Source organism: Nocardioides sp. Iso805N (assembly GCF_000364605.1).
GTDB lineage: Bacteria > Actinomycetota > Actinomycetes > Propionibacteriales > Nocardioidaceae > Nocardioides.
In genome coordinates this window covers 134315-151455 of sequence record NZ_KB822579.1, presented here as the reverse complement: position 1 = coordinate 151455, position 17141 = coordinate 134315, and the positions used below count along the sequence as shown (strand labels likewise).

At 69.0% G+C, this 17141-nt stretch carries 17 protein-coding genes; 9 read left to right on the top strand and 8 right to left on the bottom strand.

What is annotated here, in order from left to right:
- Positions 1–6 precede the first annotated feature (6 nt).
- Positions 7–1494 carry a leucyl aminopeptidase gene (locus H036_RS0112735; RefSeq protein WP_017935174.1) on the top strand — a complete coding sequence of 496 codons (1488 nt, stop codon included), beginning with the start codon at positions 7–9 and terminating at the stop codon, positions 1492–1494.
- A gap of 52 nt (positions 1495–1546) precedes the next feature.
- On the opposite strand, the gene H036_RS22770 is transcribed toward H036_RS0112735, so the two are convergent.
- The gene (locus H036_RS22770) at positions 1547–1801 is read right to left on the bottom strand and encodes a hypothetical protein (RefSeq protein ID WP_232421859.1); all 255 of its coding nucleotides are present in this window, start codon (positions 1799–1801) and stop codon (positions 1547–1549) included.
- Positions 1802–2063: 262 nt separating this feature from the next.
- Between H036_RS22770 and sucB the strand changes: the two genes are divergently transcribed.
- From sucB to H036_RS0112705, 5 genes are all read left to right on the top strand, one after another.
- A complete protein-coding gene (gene sucB / locus H036_RS0112725) occupies positions 2064–3821 on the top strand; it encodes a 2-oxoglutarate dehydrogenase, E2 component, dihydrolipoamide succinyltransferase (protein ID WP_017935172.1) in 1758 nt (585 codons plus the stop codon).
- Positions 3822–3933: 112 nt separating this feature from the next.
- A complete protein-coding gene (locus tag H036_RS0112720; protein ID WP_026146010.1) occupies positions 3934–4812 on the top strand; it encodes an alpha/beta hydrolase in 879 nt (292 codons plus the stop codon).
- Positions 4809–5546, top strand: coding sequence for a lipoyl(octanoyl) transferase LipB (lipB, locus tag H036_RS0112715; protein WP_017935170.1), 738 nt, complete (start codon positions 4809–4811; stop codon positions 5544–5546). The genes H036_RS0112720 and lipB overlap by 4 nt, the downstream gene beginning before the upstream one ends.
- Positions 5547–5556: 10 nt before the next feature.
- Positions 5557–6495 carry a lipoyl synthase gene (lipA, locus tag H036_RS0112710; protein WP_017935169.1) on the top strand — a complete coding sequence of 313 codons (939 nt, stop codon included), beginning with the start codon at positions 5557–5559 and terminating at the stop codon, positions 6493–6495.
- A 45-nt stretch (positions 6496–6540) separates the two neighbouring features.
- Positions 6541–7248, top strand: coding sequence for a DUF4191 domain-containing protein (locus H036_RS0112705; RefSeq protein ID WP_017935168.1), 708 nt, complete (start codon positions 6541–6543; stop codon positions 7246–7248).
- A gap of 82 nt (positions 7249–7330) precedes the next feature.
- On the opposite strand, the gene H036_RS0112700 is transcribed toward H036_RS0112705, so the two are convergent.
- Positions 7331–8197 (bottom strand): LppX_LprAFG lipoprotein, encoded by an 867-nt coding sequence (locus tag H036_RS0112700; RefSeq protein ID WP_017935167.1) that lies wholly within the window; start codon positions 8195–8197, stop codon positions 7331–7333.
- Positions 8198–8213: 16 nt separating this feature from the next.
- Positions 8214–8663, bottom strand: a complete 450-nt coding sequence (locus H036_RS0112695; RefSeq protein WP_017935166.1) for an RDD family protein — start codon at positions 8661–8663, stop codon at positions 8214–8216.
- Between the two features lie 188 nt (positions 8664–8851).
- On the opposite strand from H036_RS0112695, the gene glnA reads away from it, so the two are divergent.
- Complete coding sequence (gene glnA, locus H036_RS0112690) at positions 8852–10273, top strand: type I glutamate--ammonia ligase (RefSeq protein ID WP_017935165.1); 1422 nt, start codon at positions 8852–8854, stop codon at positions 10271–10273.
- 317 nt (positions 10274–10590) lie between these two features.
- On the opposite strand, the gene H036_RS25725 is transcribed toward glnA, so the two are convergent.
- On the bottom strand, positions 10591–10761 hold the full coding sequence (locus H036_RS25725; protein WP_017935164.1) for an Ltp family lipoprotein: 171 nt from the start codon (positions 10759–10761) through the stop codon (positions 10591–10593).
- A gap of 366 nt (positions 10762–11127) precedes the next feature.
- On the opposite strand from H036_RS25725, the gene H036_RS0112680 reads away from it, so the two are divergent.
- Positions 11128–12324 (top strand): hypothetical protein, encoded by a 1197-nt coding sequence (locus tag H036_RS0112680; RefSeq protein WP_198289970.1) that lies wholly within the window; start codon positions 11128–11130, stop codon positions 12322–12324.
- Here the strand turns inward: H036_RS0112680 and H036_RS0112675 are convergent.
- The 3 genes from H036_RS0112675 to H036_RS0112665 form a co-directional block, all read right to left on the bottom strand.
- On the bottom strand, positions 12305–12931 hold the full coding sequence (locus H036_RS0112675; protein ID WP_017935161.1) for a DUF1345 domain-containing protein: 627 nt from the start codon (positions 12929–12931) through the stop codon (positions 12305–12307). The two genes, H036_RS0112680 and H036_RS0112675, sit on opposite strands and share 20 nt — an antisense overlap.
- 109 nt (positions 12932–13040) lie before the next feature.
- Positions 13041–13610, bottom strand: a complete 570-nt coding sequence (locus H036_RS0112670; protein WP_017935160.1) for a hypothetical protein — start codon at positions 13608–13610, stop codon at positions 13041–13043.
- Positions 13611–13627: 17 nt separating this feature from the next.
- On the bottom strand, positions 13628–14776 hold the full coding sequence (locus tag H036_RS0112665; RefSeq protein WP_026146009.1) for a zinc-dependent alcohol dehydrogenase: 1149 nt from the start codon (positions 14774–14776) through the stop codon (positions 13628–13630).
- Positions 14777–15504: 728 nt separating this feature from the next.
- Here H036_RS0112665 and H036_RS0112655 point away from each other — a divergent pair.
- Positions 15505–16197, top strand: coding sequence for an alpha/beta fold hydrolase (locus H036_RS0112655; protein ID WP_026146008.1), 693 nt, complete (start codon positions 15505–15507; stop codon positions 16195–16197).
- Positions 16198–16530: 333 nt separating this feature from the next.
- Here H036_RS0112655 and H036_RS0112650 read toward each other — a convergent pair whose 3' ends face one another.
- Positions 16531–16962, bottom strand: a complete 432-nt coding sequence (locus H036_RS0112650) for a universal stress protein (RefSeq protein ID WP_017935156.1) — start codon at positions 16960–16962, stop codon at positions 16531–16533.
- Positions 16963–17141: the final 179 nt, after the last annotated feature.

The following is a 17141-nucleotide window of genomic DNA, read 5'->3' as shown; positions in this document are numbered from 1 at the left end:
CCGGACGTGACGTCCTACAGCCTGCGCACCGCCAGCCCCACCAAGACCCGTGCCGAGGCCGTCGTGGTCGGCGTCGTGCAGGGCGCGAAGGGCCCGGAGCTGGCCGCCGGCGCCGAGGACGTGGCGCACACCTACGGTCGCAAGCTCCGCGGGCTGCTGGCCTCCCTGGGCGTCAGTGGGAAGGCCGGCGAGGTCACCCGCCTGCCTGCCGGTGAGGCGATGGCGGCACAGCTGCTCGTGCTCGTCGGCCTCGGGTCGACGGTGAATGCGGCGGCCGTACGGCGGGCTGCCGGCGTCGCGGCCCGCGCCGTACCCAACGTGACGTCGGTGGCGATCGCACTGCCGGCCGACTCGGCCGAGCTCGTGCGCGGCGTGACCGAGGGGAGCATCCTCGGTGGGTATGCCTTCACCGTCTACAAGAGCGGTGCCGAGAGCCAGGCCCCGGCCGACGTCATCCTCCTCTCCCCCATCGCCCGGCAGGCCGAGGCGGTCTCGGCCTTCGAGCAGGCTCAGGTGCTCGCCGCGGCGGTCGGCACGGTCCGCGACTGGGTGAACACCCCTGCCGCCGACCTGACCCCGCCCGTGTTCGCCGACGCCGTGGTCGCCGCTGCGGCCGAGGTCCCCGGGGTGTCGGCCACCGTGTACGACGAGCAGCAGCTCGCAGAGCTCGGCTGCGGCGGCATCCTCGCCGTCGGAGCGGCCTCGGTCGCCCCTCCGCGCCTGGTCGAGCTGAGCTATCAGCCCGAGGACCCCATCGCGCACGTCGCCTTCGTCGGCAAGGGGATCACCTACGACACCGGCGGCCTGACCATCAAGCCCGGCGGCGCAATGACCCACATGAAGACCGACATGCACGGAGCCGCCTCCGTCGTACAGGCGACCCTGGTGATCGCCCGCCTCGGCCTGCCCGTGCGCGTCTCGGCGTTCGTCCCGATGGCGGAGAACATGATCTCGGGCGCCGCCATGCGGCCCGGCGACGTGATCACGCACTACGGCGGCACCACCTCGGAGATGCTCAACGCCGACGCCGAGGGACGGCTCGTACTGGCCGACGCCCTGGTCCGTGCGACCGAGGTCTCCCCCGACGCGATCGTCGACGTCGCCACCCTCACCGGGCACATGGTGACGGCGCTGGGCGACAAGATCACCGGCGTGATGGGCACGCCCGGGATGGTCGAGGCGATCCTCGCCGCGGCCGAGGTCTCCGGCGAGGATGCCTGGCCGATGCCGCTGCCCGAGATCATGGATGAGCGGATCCGTTCCTCGAAGATCGCGGACCTGGCACAGTTCGACTTCATCCGCTGGGGCGGCGGGCTGTTCGCCGCGGCCTTCCTGCGGGAGTTCACCGGCGGGCTGCCGTGGGCGCACCTCGACATCGCCGGTCCCTCGTGGCACGGCGGCGGCGCGACGGGGCACATCACCCCCGGGGCCACCGGAACCGCGACAGCGACCCTCGTGGACTACGTGCGCGCCCTCGCCGCTCCGGGCACCTGACAATGCGCGCACGCCTTCGGCGTGTCGCGGTCAGGAACGTCAGGTACGACGGTCAGCGGCCTTCCTGCTTGCGCCGCCTGTTGTAGTCGCGCATCCGCTGGGGCACGCCCACCACCGCCGCGTCGTAGGACGGCACCATCCGGTCGTTGCAGAACTCGTGGGCCCAGCGCACGGAGGGCACCCTGCGGCGGGTCCACTCACCGTCGTGGGCGACGAGCAGCAGGGTGACGTCGCTGACCGCCGTACGGGGTTCGACCAGGCCCTCCACTCCCCGCCGGGTCGCGATGAACGACTCCAGATGCTCCACGTCCGCACCGTCCGCCGCACGCACCCGCGTCGACCCGGTCCTGAGCCCATCCGCCGCTGGTGCGCGCCAACGCCCACCGCGACGCCACCGATCCCACCACGCCATGAGTGCAAGTGTGCCCGGTAGCGCCGTGTGACGTGGCACATTCCGTTACCAGTCGGTAGGCCAGCCGGTGCTGCACACGTGTGAGCGGGGTGCCAAGATGAAGGCACACGATACGGTCCCCAGTACGGTCACCACCAGTACGCAGCGAAGGAAGTCCATGGCTACCGAAGTCACCCTCCCGGCACTCGGCGAATCCGTCACCGAGGGCACTGTCACCCGTTGGCTCAAGAACGTCGGCGACACCGTGGCCGTCGACGAGCCGCTGCTCGAGGTCTCCACCGACAAGGTCGACACCGAGATCCCGTCCCCGGTGGCAGGCACCCTGCTCGAGATCAAGGCCGGCGAGGACGACACCGTGGAGGTCGGCGCCGTGTTGGCGCTGGTGGGCGCCGCCGACGAGGCCGGCGCCGCTGCGCCCGAGGCGCCGTCGGAGCCCGAGCCCGCCGCTGAGCCCGCCGCGCCCGCGGCCGAGGCCGCGCCTGCGCAGGCCGCTCCGGAGGCTCCCGCCGCCCCGGCTCCCGCTGCCGGCGGCAACGCCACGTCGGTGACGCTGCCCGCGCTCGGCGAGTCGGTCACCGAGGGCACCGTGACCCGGTGGCTCAAGCAGGTCGGTGACGCTGTCGCCGTCGACGAGCCGCTGCTCGAGGTCTCCACCGACAAGGTCGACACCGAGATCCCCTCCCCCGTCGCCGGCACGCTGCTCGAGATCAAGGTCAGCGAGGACGAGACGGTCGAGGTCGGCACCGAGCTCGCGCTCGTCGGCGACGCCGCCGCTGCCCCGGCTCCCGCTGCTCCGACCGAGCCTGCGCCTGCCCCGGCCGCCTCGGCTGAGCCGACTCCGGCGCCCGCCGCGGCCGAGCCCGCTCCGGCTCCGGCTGCCCCGGCCGAGCCGGCTCCGGCTCCGGCTGCGCCCGCCCCGGTTGCCGAGGCCCCTGCGGCTCCGGCGCCCACCAGCCCGGCCACCTCGGCTCCGCTCGCCCCGAGCACCAGCATCGAGGCCGGCGGCTACGTGACGCCGCTCGTGCGCAAGCTCGCCAGCCAGCACGGCGTCGACCTGGCCGACGTCCAGGGCTCGGGCGTCGGCGGTCGCATCCGCAAGGAGGACGTCCTCGCCGCTGCCGAGGCCGCCAAGGCCCCCGCCGCTGCTCCGGCCGCCCCTGCTGCTCCCGCCGCCAAGACCCCGGCAGCTCCGGCGGCCTCGCCGCTGCGTGGCACGACCGAGAAGATCTCCCGCCTGCGCAAGGTGATCGCCGAGCGGATGACCGAGTCGCTGCACGTCTCGGCGCAGCTCACCCAGGTGATGGAGGTCGACGTCACCAACATCGCTCGCCTGCGCGAGGCCAACAAGGCCGCGTTCCAGGCACGCGAGGGTGTCAAGCTGACGTACCTGCCGTTCTTCGCCAAGGCCGCGATCGACACGCTCAAGTCCCACCCGAAGCTCAACGCCAACCTCAACACCGAGGCCGGCGAGGTGACCTACTACGACCGCGAGAACGTCGCGTTCGCCGTCGACACCGAGCGCGGTCTGCTCACCCCGGTCGTCAAGGACGCCGGCGACCTCTCGATCGCCGGCCTGGCGAAGAAGATCGCCGACGTGGCCGAGCGCACCCGCACCAACAAGATCACCCCGGACGAGCTCTCCGGCGGCACCTTCACCATCACCAACCTCGGCTCGTTCGGCGCACTCTTCGACACGCCGATCATCAACCAGCCGCAGGTCGCCATCCTCGGCCCCGGTGCCGTGGTCAAGCGTCCGGTCGTCATCGACGACCCGGACCTCGGCGAGACCATCGCTATCCGCCACATGGTCTACCTCGCGCTGACCTACGACCACCGCCTGGTCGACGGGGCCGACGCAGGCCGCTTCCTCCAGGACGTCAAGAAGCGCCTCGAGGCCGGCGTCTTCGACCTCTGATCCCACCGCTCCACCCCGCTCCCCGGACGAAACGGGGGCCGACACGCCGTCGTCCCCACCGTCTCGTCCGGGGAGCGGCGCATTTACGCCCCTCGTCTGCCACCATCGGCCGGTGATCTCGCGCAGAACGATGCTGGCTGCCCCGGTGCTCGGGGTCGCCGCTGCGACGGCAGCCCTCGTCGGTGTCCAGGACGGCGTCCTGCCCGGTCGGGCCGCGATGCACCGGGCTCTCGGCTGGACCGGCGCCGACGGGAGGATCCCCGACATCGCGACGGGCCCCATCGTCAGCGGATCGTTCGTCTCCAAGGCCCGCGGCGGGGTCAGGACCGGCTGGTCGCTGATCCGGCCCCCGCATGTCACGGGAAAGCTGCCGCTGGTCGTCACCCTGCACGGTCGCGGCGGCGATCACACCACCTTCATCGACCAGCTCGGCGGTCCGCAGTTCCTGGCACAAGCCGTCGCGCGCGGCGTCACGCCGTACGCGATCGCCTCGGTGGACGGCGGCGAGAGCTACTGGCACCCGCACCACGGCGAGGATGCGGGGGCGATGGTCACCGACGAGCTGCTGCCGCTGCTGGCCGGCCACGGCGTCGACACCGGCACGCTCGGGTTCCACGGCTGGTCCATGGGCGGGTACGGCGCGCTCCGCCTGGCCGGGCTGCTGGGGCACAAGCGGGTTCGCGGGGTGGCGGTGGCGAGCCCCGCGGTGTGGGTCGACTCCTCGGGCGTCTCGCCGGCCGGGTTCTCCAGCGCGGCCGAGTACGACACCTACTCCGTCTTTCACCGCCAGCGAGATCTGACCGGCATCCCGGTGCGGGTCGATATCGGTCGCGAGGACCCGTTCTACGTCGCCATTCGTCGCTACGTGGCCGGGTTCCCGGCCTCGGCACACGTGCGGAGCACGTTCACCGAGGGCGCCCACGAGGCCGGCTACTGGCGGCGGATGCTGCCCGCGGAGCTCGCCTTCTTGGGGAGTACCCTCGCGGGGTGACGGCGTTGCGCTTCGAGACCTTGGGAACGATCGACTACCTCGATGCCTGGGAGCTGCAGAAGCAGGTTCATGCCGAGGTCGTCGCCGGCACCCGACCCGACACGGTGCTACTGCTGGAGCACCCGCCGACGTACACCGCCGGCAAGCGCACCGACGCCCACGAGCGGCCGATGGATCCCGGCGGCGCGCCGGTGATCGACGTCGACCGTGGCGGCAAGATCACCTTCCACGGCCCCGGCCAGCTTGTCGCCTACCCGATCGTCCGTCTCCCCGACCACGTCAAGGTCGTCGACTTCGTCCGCCGGCTCGAGGAGGCGATGATCCGCACCTGCGCCGATCTCGGTGTGGCGACCGCCCGCGTCCCGGGACGCAGCGGCGTCTGGCTGCAGGCCGATCCTCCTACGGGCTCGGGGACCGGCCGTCCCGAGCGCAAGATCGCCGCCATCGGTCTGCGGGTCAGCCAGGGCGTGACGATGCACGGCGTCGCGATGAACTGCGACGTGGAGATGAGCTGGTACGACCGGTTCGTGCCCTGTGGCATCAGCGACGCCGGCGTCACCAGCCTGACGCTGGAGACCGGCCGCGACATCACCGTCGCGGAGACCAGCCCGCTCCTGACGGCCCACCTGCGCAGCTACCTCGCCTGGGGCCCCTACGCCGCGACGCCCGACTACGAACCGCGCCCCGAGCCGGCCCACGGTCCCCGAATCCAGCTTCTGACGCCTGCGAAGTAGGATTTTGACCGTGACTCTCGCACCAGAAGGCCGCAAGCTTCTCCGTCTCGAGGTCCGCAATGCCGAGACCCCCATCGAGCGCAAGCCCGCATGGATCAAGACGCGGGCGAAGATGGGCCCCGAGTACACCCAGCTCCAGCAGCTGGTGAAGTCCGAGGGCCTGCACACCGTGTGCCAGGAGGCCGGCTGCCCCAACATCTTCGAGTGTTGGGAGGACCGCGAGGCCACGTTCCTCATCGGCGGCGACCAGTGCACGCGCCGCTGCGACTTCTGCCAGATCGACACCGGCAAGCCGCAGCCTCTGGACCGCGACGAGCCGCGCCGCGTCGCGGAGTCCGTGCAGACGATGGGCCTGAAGTACGCCACCATCACCGGTGTCGCCCGCGATGACCTCGAGGACGGCGGCGCCTGGCTCTACGCCGAGACCGTGCGCGCCATCCACGAGCTGAACCCGGACACCGGCGTCGAGAACCTGGTGCCCGACTTCAACGGCAAGCCCGACCTGCTGGCCGAGGTCTTCGAGTCCCGCCCCGAGGTGCTCGCGCACAACCTGGAGACGGTGCCGCGGATCTTCAAGCGGATCCGGCCCGCCTTCCGCTACGAGCGCTCGCTGGACGTGCTCACCCAGGCCCGGGCGTTCGGCCTGGTGACCAAGTCGAACCTGATCCTCGGCATGGGCGAGACCCGCGAAGAGGTCTCGCAGGCACTGCGCGACCTGCACGAGGCCGGCTGCGAGCTGATCACCATCACGCAGTACCTGCGGCCCAGCCTGCGCCACCACCCGGTGGAGCGGTGGGTCAAGCCGGAGGAGTTCGTCGAGCTGCAGGCCGAGGCCGAGGAGATCGGCTTCGCCGGTGCCCTGTCCGGGCCGCTCGTGCGTTCGTCGTACCGTGCCGGCCGGCTGTACCGTCAGGCCATCGATCGTCGCGGGGCGCAGGCGCCCGCCTGACGCATCGCTGGTCGCATTCCCTTTGCTAGAGAGGCATTCCCGCTGATGTCCCAGCTCGACCCGAGCTCGATGAGCCGCCGGCAGCAGATCCTCGAGACCTACCGGATGACCAAGCAGGCCGACCCCGCTGTCGGCCTGTGGGTGGGCGGCACGTTCGTCGTCGGCGCTGTCGTCGGCGGCGTCCTGTTCTGGCTGCTGCCGGCCAACGGCCTTCTCGGCATCATCTTCACCGTCGTCGGTGCGGTGCTGTTCGGCGTCGTCGCCGCGCTGCTGCTCTTCTCCCGCCGCGCCCAGCGTGCTGCCTACAACCGGATCGAGGGGCAGCCTGGTGCCGCGGCGGCCGCGCTGAACATGCTGCGCCGCGGGTGGACCGTGACCCCTGCCGTCGGGTTCAACAAGAACCAGGACGTCGTGCACCGCGTCGTCGGGCCGCCGGGAATCGTGCTGGTAGCCGAGGGCACCAGCCCAGCCCGTGTCCGGGCGCTGCTCGCCACCGAGCGCACCAAGCACCAGCGGGTGCTGCCCGATACCCCGCTCACCGAGGTCGTCGCCGGAAACGGCGAGGGCGAGATCCCCCTGCCCAAGCTGGTCTCGCACGTGAGCCGGCTCAAGCGCCAGGTGAAGCCCGCCGAGATCACCGACATCCTCTACCGGCTCAAGGCCCTGGACGCCCAGCGCGGCACATTGCCGCTGCCCAAGGGCCCGGTCCCGACCAACATGAAGGGCCAGCGCGGCAACATGCGCGGTCGCTGATCGCCTCGACTCCCGCGATCAAGACGAGCACAGAACGGGTCGGCCCCTCGGGGCCGACCCGTTCTGCATGCCTGTCGTTCCGCTAGCCGCCCAGCATCCCGCCGGCAGCCGACGGCATGTCCTGCACCTGGCTTGCGGGCGGTGCCTTGACGGTGACCGGCTTGCCCCAGTCGGAGAAGGACTCCGAGACGGTCTCACTCCCGACGACCGTCTTCATCTGCTTGTAGCGGCCGTCGCCGTCGAACCAGACGTCGACCGTCTCGGTGTCGGGAACCGCCGTCGCCTGGGCCGAGATGCTCGGCATCGCCGAGGCGATCGCCTTCGCGTCGACCGTGAGGCGGTAGCGATCGGTGGCGGTGCCGTCCACGGTCTCCTTGCCGACGTACGTGCCACCCGAGATGGCGTCGCTGAACCGGTCGAACATCGCCGACGGGTCGAGCGAGCTCAGACCCATCTGACCCAGCGCGCTGTTCTTGCCGACGAGCGAGGCCTTCAGGTACTTGTCGGCGAGCTGTGGCACCTTCACGTAGGCGGTGTTGTCCAGCATCAGCATGTGGATGGCGCTGCCGCCCAGGCTCGCCGAGGTGAGGCGGAGGTCTGCCTTGACGGGGTTGGACTTCATGTCCATGTCGCCACCGCCCGACATGGCGATCTGTCCGCTCATCTTCATCTCGACGTGCACGGTGGTGGCCCCGCTGGTCGCGTCGGTGAACATCTTCTTGATGCTGGCGTTGTCCACCGTGGATCCGGGGGCGAACGCGTTCGCGGCCCCGTCGGCCGCTGCCGTGCCGCCCGTGCTGCTCGTGCTGCCGGCGGAGGCACCTGCGCTCGCCGCCGAGGTGTCGTTGCCGGACGAGCTGCCGCACGCCGCGGTCAGGCCGAGCGCCGCAACGGCGAGCCCCGCCAGTGCCGTACGCCGCAGCGTGGGTCGCTGTTCTGCCTTGGTCATCGAGTCTGCCTTCTCTTTAGTTCGCCAGCCGTCGGAAGAACGAGCGATAGGTCTGCAGGGTCACGGTCGCGGAGCCGCAGGAGAGGTCGTGCACGCCTCGGCCGTCGGGCCGGAAGATGAGCGGCGGGATCACCACGGCGATCATGATCTGGCGCGCGACGGTGCGCAGCGGGTCCAGCGGCCGCGGGTCGCCGTTGACCCGCACGGTGCGCAGCCGCGTCACGAGCTTGCCGAAGGAGCCGCCGACGAGCGTGGTCAGCAGCGCGGACTCCACGACGTACACGAGCGGGACGAGAGCCTGCTTGGCGCCGCCGGGCGCGGTGTAGGCGTCCCAGCCGATGAAGAAGACGACCACCAGGATCGAGAGCGCCCAGTCCACGATCAGCGCCAGCACCCGACGGGCCCAGGACGCGGTCTCGAAGGGCAGGGCGCGGCGATCGGTCGATGTCGGGGCTGCGGAACTCACCCGGACAGCCTAGGTGCCCACCTGTCGGACCCCACTTCGGCCAACCTGTTACACGGCTGAAACAATCGCGACACGGCTGCGCAACTGCCCGGACATAGTTTGCGAGCCAGAGTCGAGGCAGCGCCGCCTCAGTCGAGTTCCACCCGCGAGCGATCTCGGCCGCACCATCGTGTGGCCAAGGAGGACGAATGTTCAGCACTGGCGATGAGCTGCTCAAGTTCATCAAGGACGAGGGAGTCGAGTTCGTCGACGTCCGCTTCGTCGACCTTCCCGGCATCCAGCAGCACCTCACCGTGCCGGTGTCGTCGTTCAACCTGGACCCGATGGCCTTCGACGGCTCCTCGATCCGTGGCTTCCAGAGCATCCACGAGTCCGACATGGCGCTCTACCCCGATGTGACCACCGCGTACGTCGACCCGTTCCGCAAGAACAAGACGATCGCGATGATGTACTTCGTCCACGACCCGATCACGGGTGAGGCCTACTCGCGCGACCCGCGCAACATCGCTCGCAAGGCGCTCGCCTACCTCGAGACCACCGGCATCGGCGACACCGCCTTCTTCGCGCCCGAGGCCGAGTTCTTCATCTTCGACTCGGTCCGCTTCGCGACCGGGATCAACAAGTCGTTCTACGAGGTCGAGTCCTTCGAGGGCTCGTGGAACACCGGCGCGTCGGCCAACCCCGACGGCACCCCCAACCGTGGCTACAAGGTCCGCACCAAGGGTGGCTACTTCCCGGTGACGCCGACCGACGGCACCCAGGACCTGCGTGACGACATGGTCAAGTACCTCGAGCAGGTCGGCCTCCTCGTCGAGCGCGCGCACCACGAGGTCGGCACCGCCGCCCAGGCCGAGATCAACTACAAGTTCGACACGCTGCTCAAGGCGGCGGACGACATCATGAAGTTCAAGTACGTCGTCCGCAACGCCGCCTGGGAGGCCGGCAAGACGGTGACGTTCATGCCGAAGCCGCTCTTCGGCGACAACGGCTCGGGCATGCACGTGCACCAGTCGATCTGGGCCGAGGGCGAGCCGCTCTTCTACGACGAGAACGGCTACGGCGGTCTCTCCGACGTCGCCCGCTGGTACATCGGCGGCATCCTGAAGCACGCCGCTGCGGTGCTCGCCTTCACCAACCCCACGGTGAACTCCTACCACCGCCTGGTGCCCGGCTTCGAGGCTCCGATCTCGCTGGTCTACTCCTCGCGCAACCGCTCCGCCGCCGTACGCATCCCGATCACGGGCTCGAACCCGAAGGCGAAGCGCATCGAGACCCGCTTCCCCGACCCGTCCTCGAACCCCTACCTCGCCTTCTCGGCGCTGCTGCTCGCCGGCATCGACGGCATCAAGAACAAGATCGAGCCGCCCGCGCCGATCGACAAGGACATCTACGAGCTCCCGCCGGACGAGATGGCCGAGATCAACCAGGTCCCGACCTCGCTCGGCGACGTGCTGCAGGCGCTCAAGGACGACCACGAGTTCCTCACCGTCGGTGACGTGTTCACCGAGGACCTGATCGAGATGTGGATCGACTGGAAGACCAACAACGAGATCCTGCCGGTGCAGCTGCGTCCGCACCCGCACGAGTTCGAGCTCTACTACGACATCTGAGCCAGACGTCTGATCGAAACGCCCTCTGGCCTGCGACGGAGCAGGATCAGGGGGCGTTTCCGTCGTCAACGGTGCGACGACTGTCCGCTTAGCATCGGCGACGTCCGCGATGGCATCGTTCGTTCTCGGATCCGAACGCGGATGACAAGGTCGATGTCGAAGACAGCGCTGAGGCTTCCGAGGATGAGCCAGAGACCCGGCTCGAGCGGATCATCGGCTTCCTTGTACGACATTCTTCCGCTCGCGGGCGGGAGGTCGTCTGACGGGTGCCACCTGCCACGCGGGGGTGCGCTCGCCAGCAAGCGCCACAAGCGCTGCTACTTGTAGGCCTTGTTCGCTCCGAAGACGGCCTGAGCGTGGGTGTACTGATCGCCGGCACTCGACTCGAGCTGCTCGATCAGACCGGCCTTGGAGAAGGACTCGATGCTGAGGTAGTTCTTCGCCGCCAGATACGCCTGATGATTCCAATCCACCTTGATGTGGTTCACCGCGAACGTAGCCGCCGCGGCGGGGCTTCGTAGGCGCCGCGCGTATGCAGAGCGCGCCGTGGGGGCGGGCCGGGGTCCCGCCGGCGCTGCAGCCGGGCGACGAGGTGCGCATGGACGTCGAGGGCATCGGCCGCTGACGGCGACCCTCACCGGCTGAGTCGGCGGGGCGCCAAAGTGTCACGGTGACATCTGCGGCGGGGAGTGACAGTTCCGAGGTGTCACTCACCGTGCGAACTGTCACCGCGCCTTCGCCCGTCGGCATACGCGCGACCGTGGAGTGTTATGCGCACCAGGTGCGCACAACGCTCCACGGTCACCGCGGCTCGGGGCCGGCTTGAGACCGCCCGAGGCCGCGACTGTCACTGAATGCCTCTCGAAAGAAAGCACCCCACCTGGCAAGTGCCGGTGGGGTGCTCCGTCGCGTTTCCGCAGTCCCATGCCGTGTGCGTAACGCGGCTTGCTCCAGGGGTACCCGACCGCGAGGCGCCGCAAACCATGCCGTTCTGCGCTCGGCCGTTTTTGCGCCGTCGTTGGGGGTACCCGGTTGCGATGAAGCAGGTTCGTGTCGGCCTGGTGGCCGATCCGGCCAAACCCACCGTAGTTGCCCGTCGCTTCCGCGACCTGGACGCGGCCGACGGCGATCGACAAGCATGGGACGTCGAGGTCGTGAGCGAGGCGTTCACTCTCGCCTGCGAGGACACGGGCACGGCGCTGTCTCGATTGACCGACCACGCCCGCGAGCATCGGTGGGACCTCGTCATCGGCGTCACCGAGCTTCCGCTTCGGGACGGCGAGGGCCGATATCTGCTGATCGAGACCGACCCGCAGCAACGAGCGGCGGTGATGTCCCTCCCCGCACTCGGGGGCCTCCGCATGCATCAACGCAGTGGAGACGCCTTGGGCGAACTCATCAGCGGCATGGCCGACCCGACGTCGACGAGCGATCGCCGCGTCCGGCTGCCTCATGGCAGCGCCCGCGCACGACTCCTGCTGGGCATGGTGCTCGCCAACCGGCCCTGGCTGCTCCTACCCGGGCTGAAGTCAGCCCTCGTCGCGGCCCTCACGACCGGCGCCATCGCCACCATCAACTCCACGGTGTGGCTGTTGGCCGGGTCGTTGTCCTGGTGGCGCCTGATCATCGCGACCATCGCCTCCATGGCACTCGTCGTCGGATGGCTCGTGATCGACGGTGAGCTCTGGGACGTGCCCGAGGACGACTCTCCCGAGGCGCGAGACAGGTCGCGTCTCTACAACACCTCCACCCTGCTGACCCTGGCCACAGGTGTGGTCATCTGCTACGTCGCGCTCTACGTTCTGGACCTGGCGTGGGCGCTGTTCGTGCTCGACCCCACCGTCATGGGCCGTTACCTCCAGACGTCGCGCAACTATGGCGACCTGTTCGTGCTGGCATGGTTCGTCGCGTCGGTGGCAACCGTCGGCGGCGCACTTGGCAGCGGGCTGGAGTCGGACGAGGCGATCCGGGCGGCGGCGTACTCCAAGCGCGAGGAGGACCGCCGCAGCCGGCTCGCACACGATCGCCGCGTCACTGACCGAGATTCGTGACCAGGTTGATCGCCACGGCCAGGACTCCCGTGCCGAACGCGTAGGAGAGCAGGGCGTGACCGAACGCTACCCGCCGAATCCTGGTGGCGGTCGGTTCGGTGTCGGACACAGCGAACGACATGCCCACCGTGAACGCCAGGTAGGCGAAGTCGCTGTAGGTCGGCGGCTGCTCCTGCTTGAAGTCGATCCCGCCCTTGTCCGGCTCGCCGACGTAATACATGCGCGCGTACTTGAACGCATAGACGGTGTTCACCAGTGCCCACGCGAGCGTGACGCTGACGACGCTGAGAAGCACCGAGGCCACGGCGGTGGGATTGCGTTGGCTGCTGGACTGCACGAGCGCAGTCACGACCACGGCAAGGCTTGCCACCGCCGCCGCCAGCAGCCAGAGGTCTGTCGATCTGGTCGTGCCCTCGTGTTCCGCAAGGTGTTTTGTGCCTTCCGAGTCCTGCAGCCAGCTGATCCGCCAGACCCAGGTGAGCAGAACAGCCACGGTGACGGTCCATGTCACCAGCGGTAGCAAACGAGGTGTTGCGACCACCGCTACCACCAGGCCCACGGTGAGACCGATGGCGAGGCTGATGAGCGCGCGGCGGCGCGAAAGCACGCGACCGGGCCTCGATCCCAAGTCGGGCGTTGCGGCCGCCAAGGACCATCCCTCTCGTGTCCGTCGGGATGCGGCGCGGTGCGGGACCGCGCGACGCAGGCTCCTCGCGCTACGAACGCCCTCGCATGCGCCGCGCCAGGAGGTACACCACCGTGCCGCCGCCAATCCATGGAGCCCCGACGATGAACGGATCCATCCAGTGGTGCTTGAGGTCCGCGCGGTTGTGCCCGAGCCGCGAACGCAGGCCGTGATGCGAGACCTCCGCCAGCACACCCGTCTCAGTGATGGGGTTGTCCGGATGCAGCGTCAGCAGCGAGCGCAGTCCGCTCTCGAGCGCGTCGACCCGATCGGCCACCATCAGCAACACCCAATGCGCCGCCTGGCCCTCGCTGTAGGTCGCGTAGGCATACCGTCGGATGACGCCGGACAGCGCCTTGGGCGGGCACGTCGTACCGAACACCGGCGGAAGCTGGGTGTGCTCCACCGACCGCTCCCGCGGCCACTTCTCCGGCTGTCGCGCAGGATGCTCCCAGTGGGCACCCGAGAAGGTGGGGTCGAAGCGCTCCCGCGGCACCGATGGCCGGTCGGCGGGGTCGAGGTCGGCGCCCCATCCGGGGATCCGCGCTCTCAGCGCGGCGCTGTTCTCTGCGATCGGGGGCTTGTCAGGTGTGTAGGTCATGGGAAGTTCCTGTCGGTCTACGGCTCGCTGGGGACGACGATCGGCTTGATGCAGTTGTCGAGCTTGGCCGAGAACATGTGGTATCCCTCCGCGATGTGCTCGAGCGGCACGTGGTGGGTGATGACGTCGCTGGGCTTGAAGTAGCCGTTGCGGATGTGCTCGAACAGGCGCGGCCATTGCCGCTTGACGGGACACTGGTTCATCCGCAGGGTCAGGCCCTTGTTCATCGCGTCACCGAACTTGACCGCGCTGAACAGGGGTCCGTAGGCCCCGATCACCGACACCGTGCCGCCTTTGCGGACCGTGTCGATCGCCCAGTTCAGCGCGACCGGAGACCCGCCCTGGAGCTTCAACTTCGCCGCGGTCACCTGTTGAAGGACGCTACCGTCGGCCTCCGCGCCGACGGCGTCGATCACGACGTCCGCCCCGAGGCCCTCCGTCAGATGTTTGAGGTGACGGACGAGGTCCGCGTGCTCGGTGAACATGACCGTCTCCGCGTGGGCGAATTCGCGCGCTTTCGCGAGCCGGTAGTCGAGGTGGTCAACGACGATCACCCGACCGGCGCCCATCAACCACGCCGACCTCGCTGCGAACAGCCCTACCGGGCCGGCGCCGTACACAACAACCACATCGCCCTCGACGATGTCGCCGAGCTGGGCCCCGAAGTATCCGGTGGGCAGGGCATCGGTGCACAGTACGGCGGTGTCGTCGTCCATCCAGTCCGGGATCAGCCCTGGTCCGACGTCGGCGAAGGGCACCCGGACGTACTCCGCCTGGCCGCCGTCGTACCCGCCGCAGGTGTGGGAGTAGCCGTAGATGCCTCCCACTGCGGTTGCGTTGGGATTGACGTTGTGGCAGTTGGAGTAGAGACCGCGGGCACAGTAGTAGCACGTCCCGCAGAACACGTTGAACGGCACCATGACCCGGTCGCCCGGCCGCACATTCTGCACCGACGGGCCCACCTCGTACACCTCGCCGATGAACTCGTGACCGAACGTCATCCCGACGCGGGTGTCGGGCATCATGCCGTGGTAGAGGTGTAGGTCAGATCCGCAGATCGCCGCACGTGTGACTCGGACGATCGCATCGTCAGGATGCTCGATCGCCGGGACGGCCTTCTCCTCGACGCGGACCCGGTATGGCCCGCGGTACACCATCGCCCGCATGTTCACCTCCATTGACGTCACTGCTGCACGACCATCCGGGTCGCAGCCACTGCGATCCGCCCCTCGATTACACCCATCCCCGCTCGGGTCCGGTATCGGCAGAAATGCCCACACGACCGCGGACAGGATTCGCACGTACGTCGTTCCTGCGTCCCATCGTGGTTGCGACTGCCAACGCTGGGCCGGCGGGCACTATGCGCCTCATGGCGTACTCCCCTGACCTGACCGACCAGCCGCGGGCACTGTTGGAGTCGGTGTTCGAGGCGCCGGGACGTGCGGACCCAAGCACGCCATGACCTGCCGGGTGTGATGGCCGCGATTGCTGAACATCTCTCGCACCGGTGCCAGTGGCGATTCCAGCCCGAGTCGTCCGACGGCCCCTACGAAAGCGAGGGTCCGAAATCAGCTCCCTTCTTGACGTGCCCGGAGTGTCCGCCTACGTTCGTCTAGATCATTGATCTATATGGCCCCCGCGTCGCGTTGGCCACTGGAATCGCCGCCGGACCCGCGAGGGACTCCGGCCGAGCAAAGGAACAATCGATGCGTCGCGCCGACTCCGTCTCGCAACACTGCCGCCTGCTCCTCGCGGCCACTGCTTGCCACAACCACTCCGGCAATTCGCAAGTCCGGCAGGGAATCGCCACCCAACTGCTCGCCGACCCGACCCACATCGAGACGGCCCCCGTTGGCGCCGCGGTGGCAGCGTGATCTCCCCCGGACGCCCGCCGATGACCTTCGTCTTGATCCACGGCGGCTCCCACGGCAGCTGGTGCTGGGACAAGGTGCGGCCATTGCTCGAAGAGCAGGGCTTCGCGGTGATCACGCCCGACCTTCCGATGGAAGATGCCGAACGTGGGGTGAATGAGTGGGCCGATGTCGTCGTCGACGATCTCAACGCAGTCACCGGCGACGTAGTCCTCGTCGGCCACTCCCTGAGCGGGCTGGCACTGCCCGTCGTCGCGACACGGCGACCGGTAGCTCGGATGATCTTCCTCGGAGCGATGGTGCCAAGGCCAGGGACCTCCTACTACGAGTACCTGGCAACGCCGGAGGGGGCGGGGGCGGTCACCATGCCGTTCGACCGGGTCGTCCTTGACGACCTCGGTCGCACGGTCGTCCCTGAGACCGTTGCCCGCGAGGTGTTCTATGCCGACTGTGCAGAGCCAGGCATCGTTCGTGCCCTTGACCGACTCGTGCCGAGTGCGCCGGCAGCATTCCTCGAACCGTGTCCGATCGCAGCCTGGCCCTCCGTAGAGTCGAGTTATGTCCTGATGACGGAGGATCGAGCTGTGGACCCGGCCTGGTCACGGCGCGTCTGTGTCGAGCGCTTGGGGATCGCTCCCATCGAGCTGCCCGGCAGTCACTCGCCGTTTCTCTCCCGACCCGACGAGCTCGTCAAGGTTCTCGTCGGGCTGGTCTAGCACGATGGTCGATTGCCTCATCCATGTGGTCGCAGCAGGGCTTCCTCGTACAGAGTCAGCGTGCCTGACGTCGCCGCCTCCGGGCGTCAATCCCCCATGCCTGGCCTGTCGCTGACCGGGCTCCCACGCGTCTGAATGCTGACGGGCCGCGAGACGACGTCGAGACCCTCCACCTTGCCTCTCGGGCCTTGTGTATCAGCGCGGGCCCAACGGGAGCTGGCGTTGCTTCGCAGCAGCCGCAGTACGACGACGAGGACGCCGACTCACGCTGGAAGACGGCGCCATTGTCCCGACGAGGCCGTGGGCGGCGAGCGCTTCAGAGACGGCTGAGGATCAACGGCGGGCGTGGGTGTAGGCGATGTAGAGGTCGCACTGTGCCTTGCGGGCGACCTCGGTGGCAACGCTGCCGAGGATGCGCGCGGCACCCTGCACCCGCTTGTTGCCGACCACGATGAGGTCGGCGTCGACGCTCTCGGCGACCTCGAGCAACGCATCGGCCGGCTTGCCGCCGGCGGCGTGCGCCGAGACGGACAGGTCTGGGTAGACGTTGCGCAGCCGGCCGATCGTCTGCTCCGCCACCTCGGTGGCCGGCTCGACGGTGGTGAAGACCAGGTCGCGGTCGTCCTGGACCCGCTCGACCTCGTAGTTGCCGTAGGCACAGACCACCCGGAGCTCGGACCCGAGGGCCACGGCCAGGCGGGCCCCCGCCAGGGCGGCCTGTGCGGCCGGCTCGCTTCCGTCGACTCCGACGACGATGACGCCCATGCTGTGCCCCTCAATGGCTCGGGTACCGGATGGGAACAGCGTAGCGGTTCGCGCTGACCCATCGGGGTCGTGATCTCCGGCGTGCGACCGACGTCGCCCGGGGCCGCAGACCGCACAGGTCGCTGTCCCCCTCGGCCTTGCGAGCTGCCGTCCAGCAACTCCGCTCGAGGACCCCTTGA

What these genes read in the sequence shown, in the direction of transcription:
- sucB (WP_017935172.1), top strand. Translation starts at nt 2,064, where the DNA reads ATGGCTACCGAAGTCACCCTCCCGGCACTCGGCGAATCCGTCACCGAG.
- H036_RS0112705 (WP_017935168.1), top strand. Translation starts at nt 6,541, where the DNA reads ATGTCCCAGCTCGACCCGAGCTCGATGAGCCGCCGGCAGCAGATCCTC.
- H036_RS0112700 (WP_017935167.1), bottom strand. Translation starts at nt 8,197, where the DNA reads ATGACCAAGGCAGAACAGCGACCCACGCTGCGGCGTACGGCACTGGCG.
- glnA (WP_017935165.1), top strand. Translation starts at nt 8,852, where the DNA reads ATGTTCAGCACTGGCGATGAGCTGCTCAAGTTCATCAAGGACGAGGGA.
- H036_RS0112680 (WP_198289970.1), top strand. Translation starts at nt 11,128, where the DNA reads ATGCCTCTCGAAAGAAAGCACCCCACCTGGCAAGTGCCGGTGGGGTGC.
- H036_RS0112670 (WP_017935160.1), bottom strand. Translation starts at nt 13,610, where the DNA reads ATGACCTACACACCTGACAAGCCCCCGATCGCAGAGAACAGCGCCGCG.
- H036_RS0112665 (WP_026146009.1), bottom strand. Translation starts at nt 14,776, where the DNA reads ATGCGGGCGATGGTGTACCGCGGGCCATACCGGGTCCGCGTCGAGGAG.
- H036_RS0112655 (WP_026146008.1), top strand. Translation starts at nt 15,505, where the DNA reads ATGACCTTCGTCTTGATCCACGGCGGCTCCCACGGCAGCTGGTGCTGG.
- H036_RS0112650 (WP_017935156.1), bottom strand. Translation starts at nt 16,962, where the DNA reads ATGGGCGTCATCGTCGTCGGAGTCGACGGAAGCGAGCCGGCCGCACAG.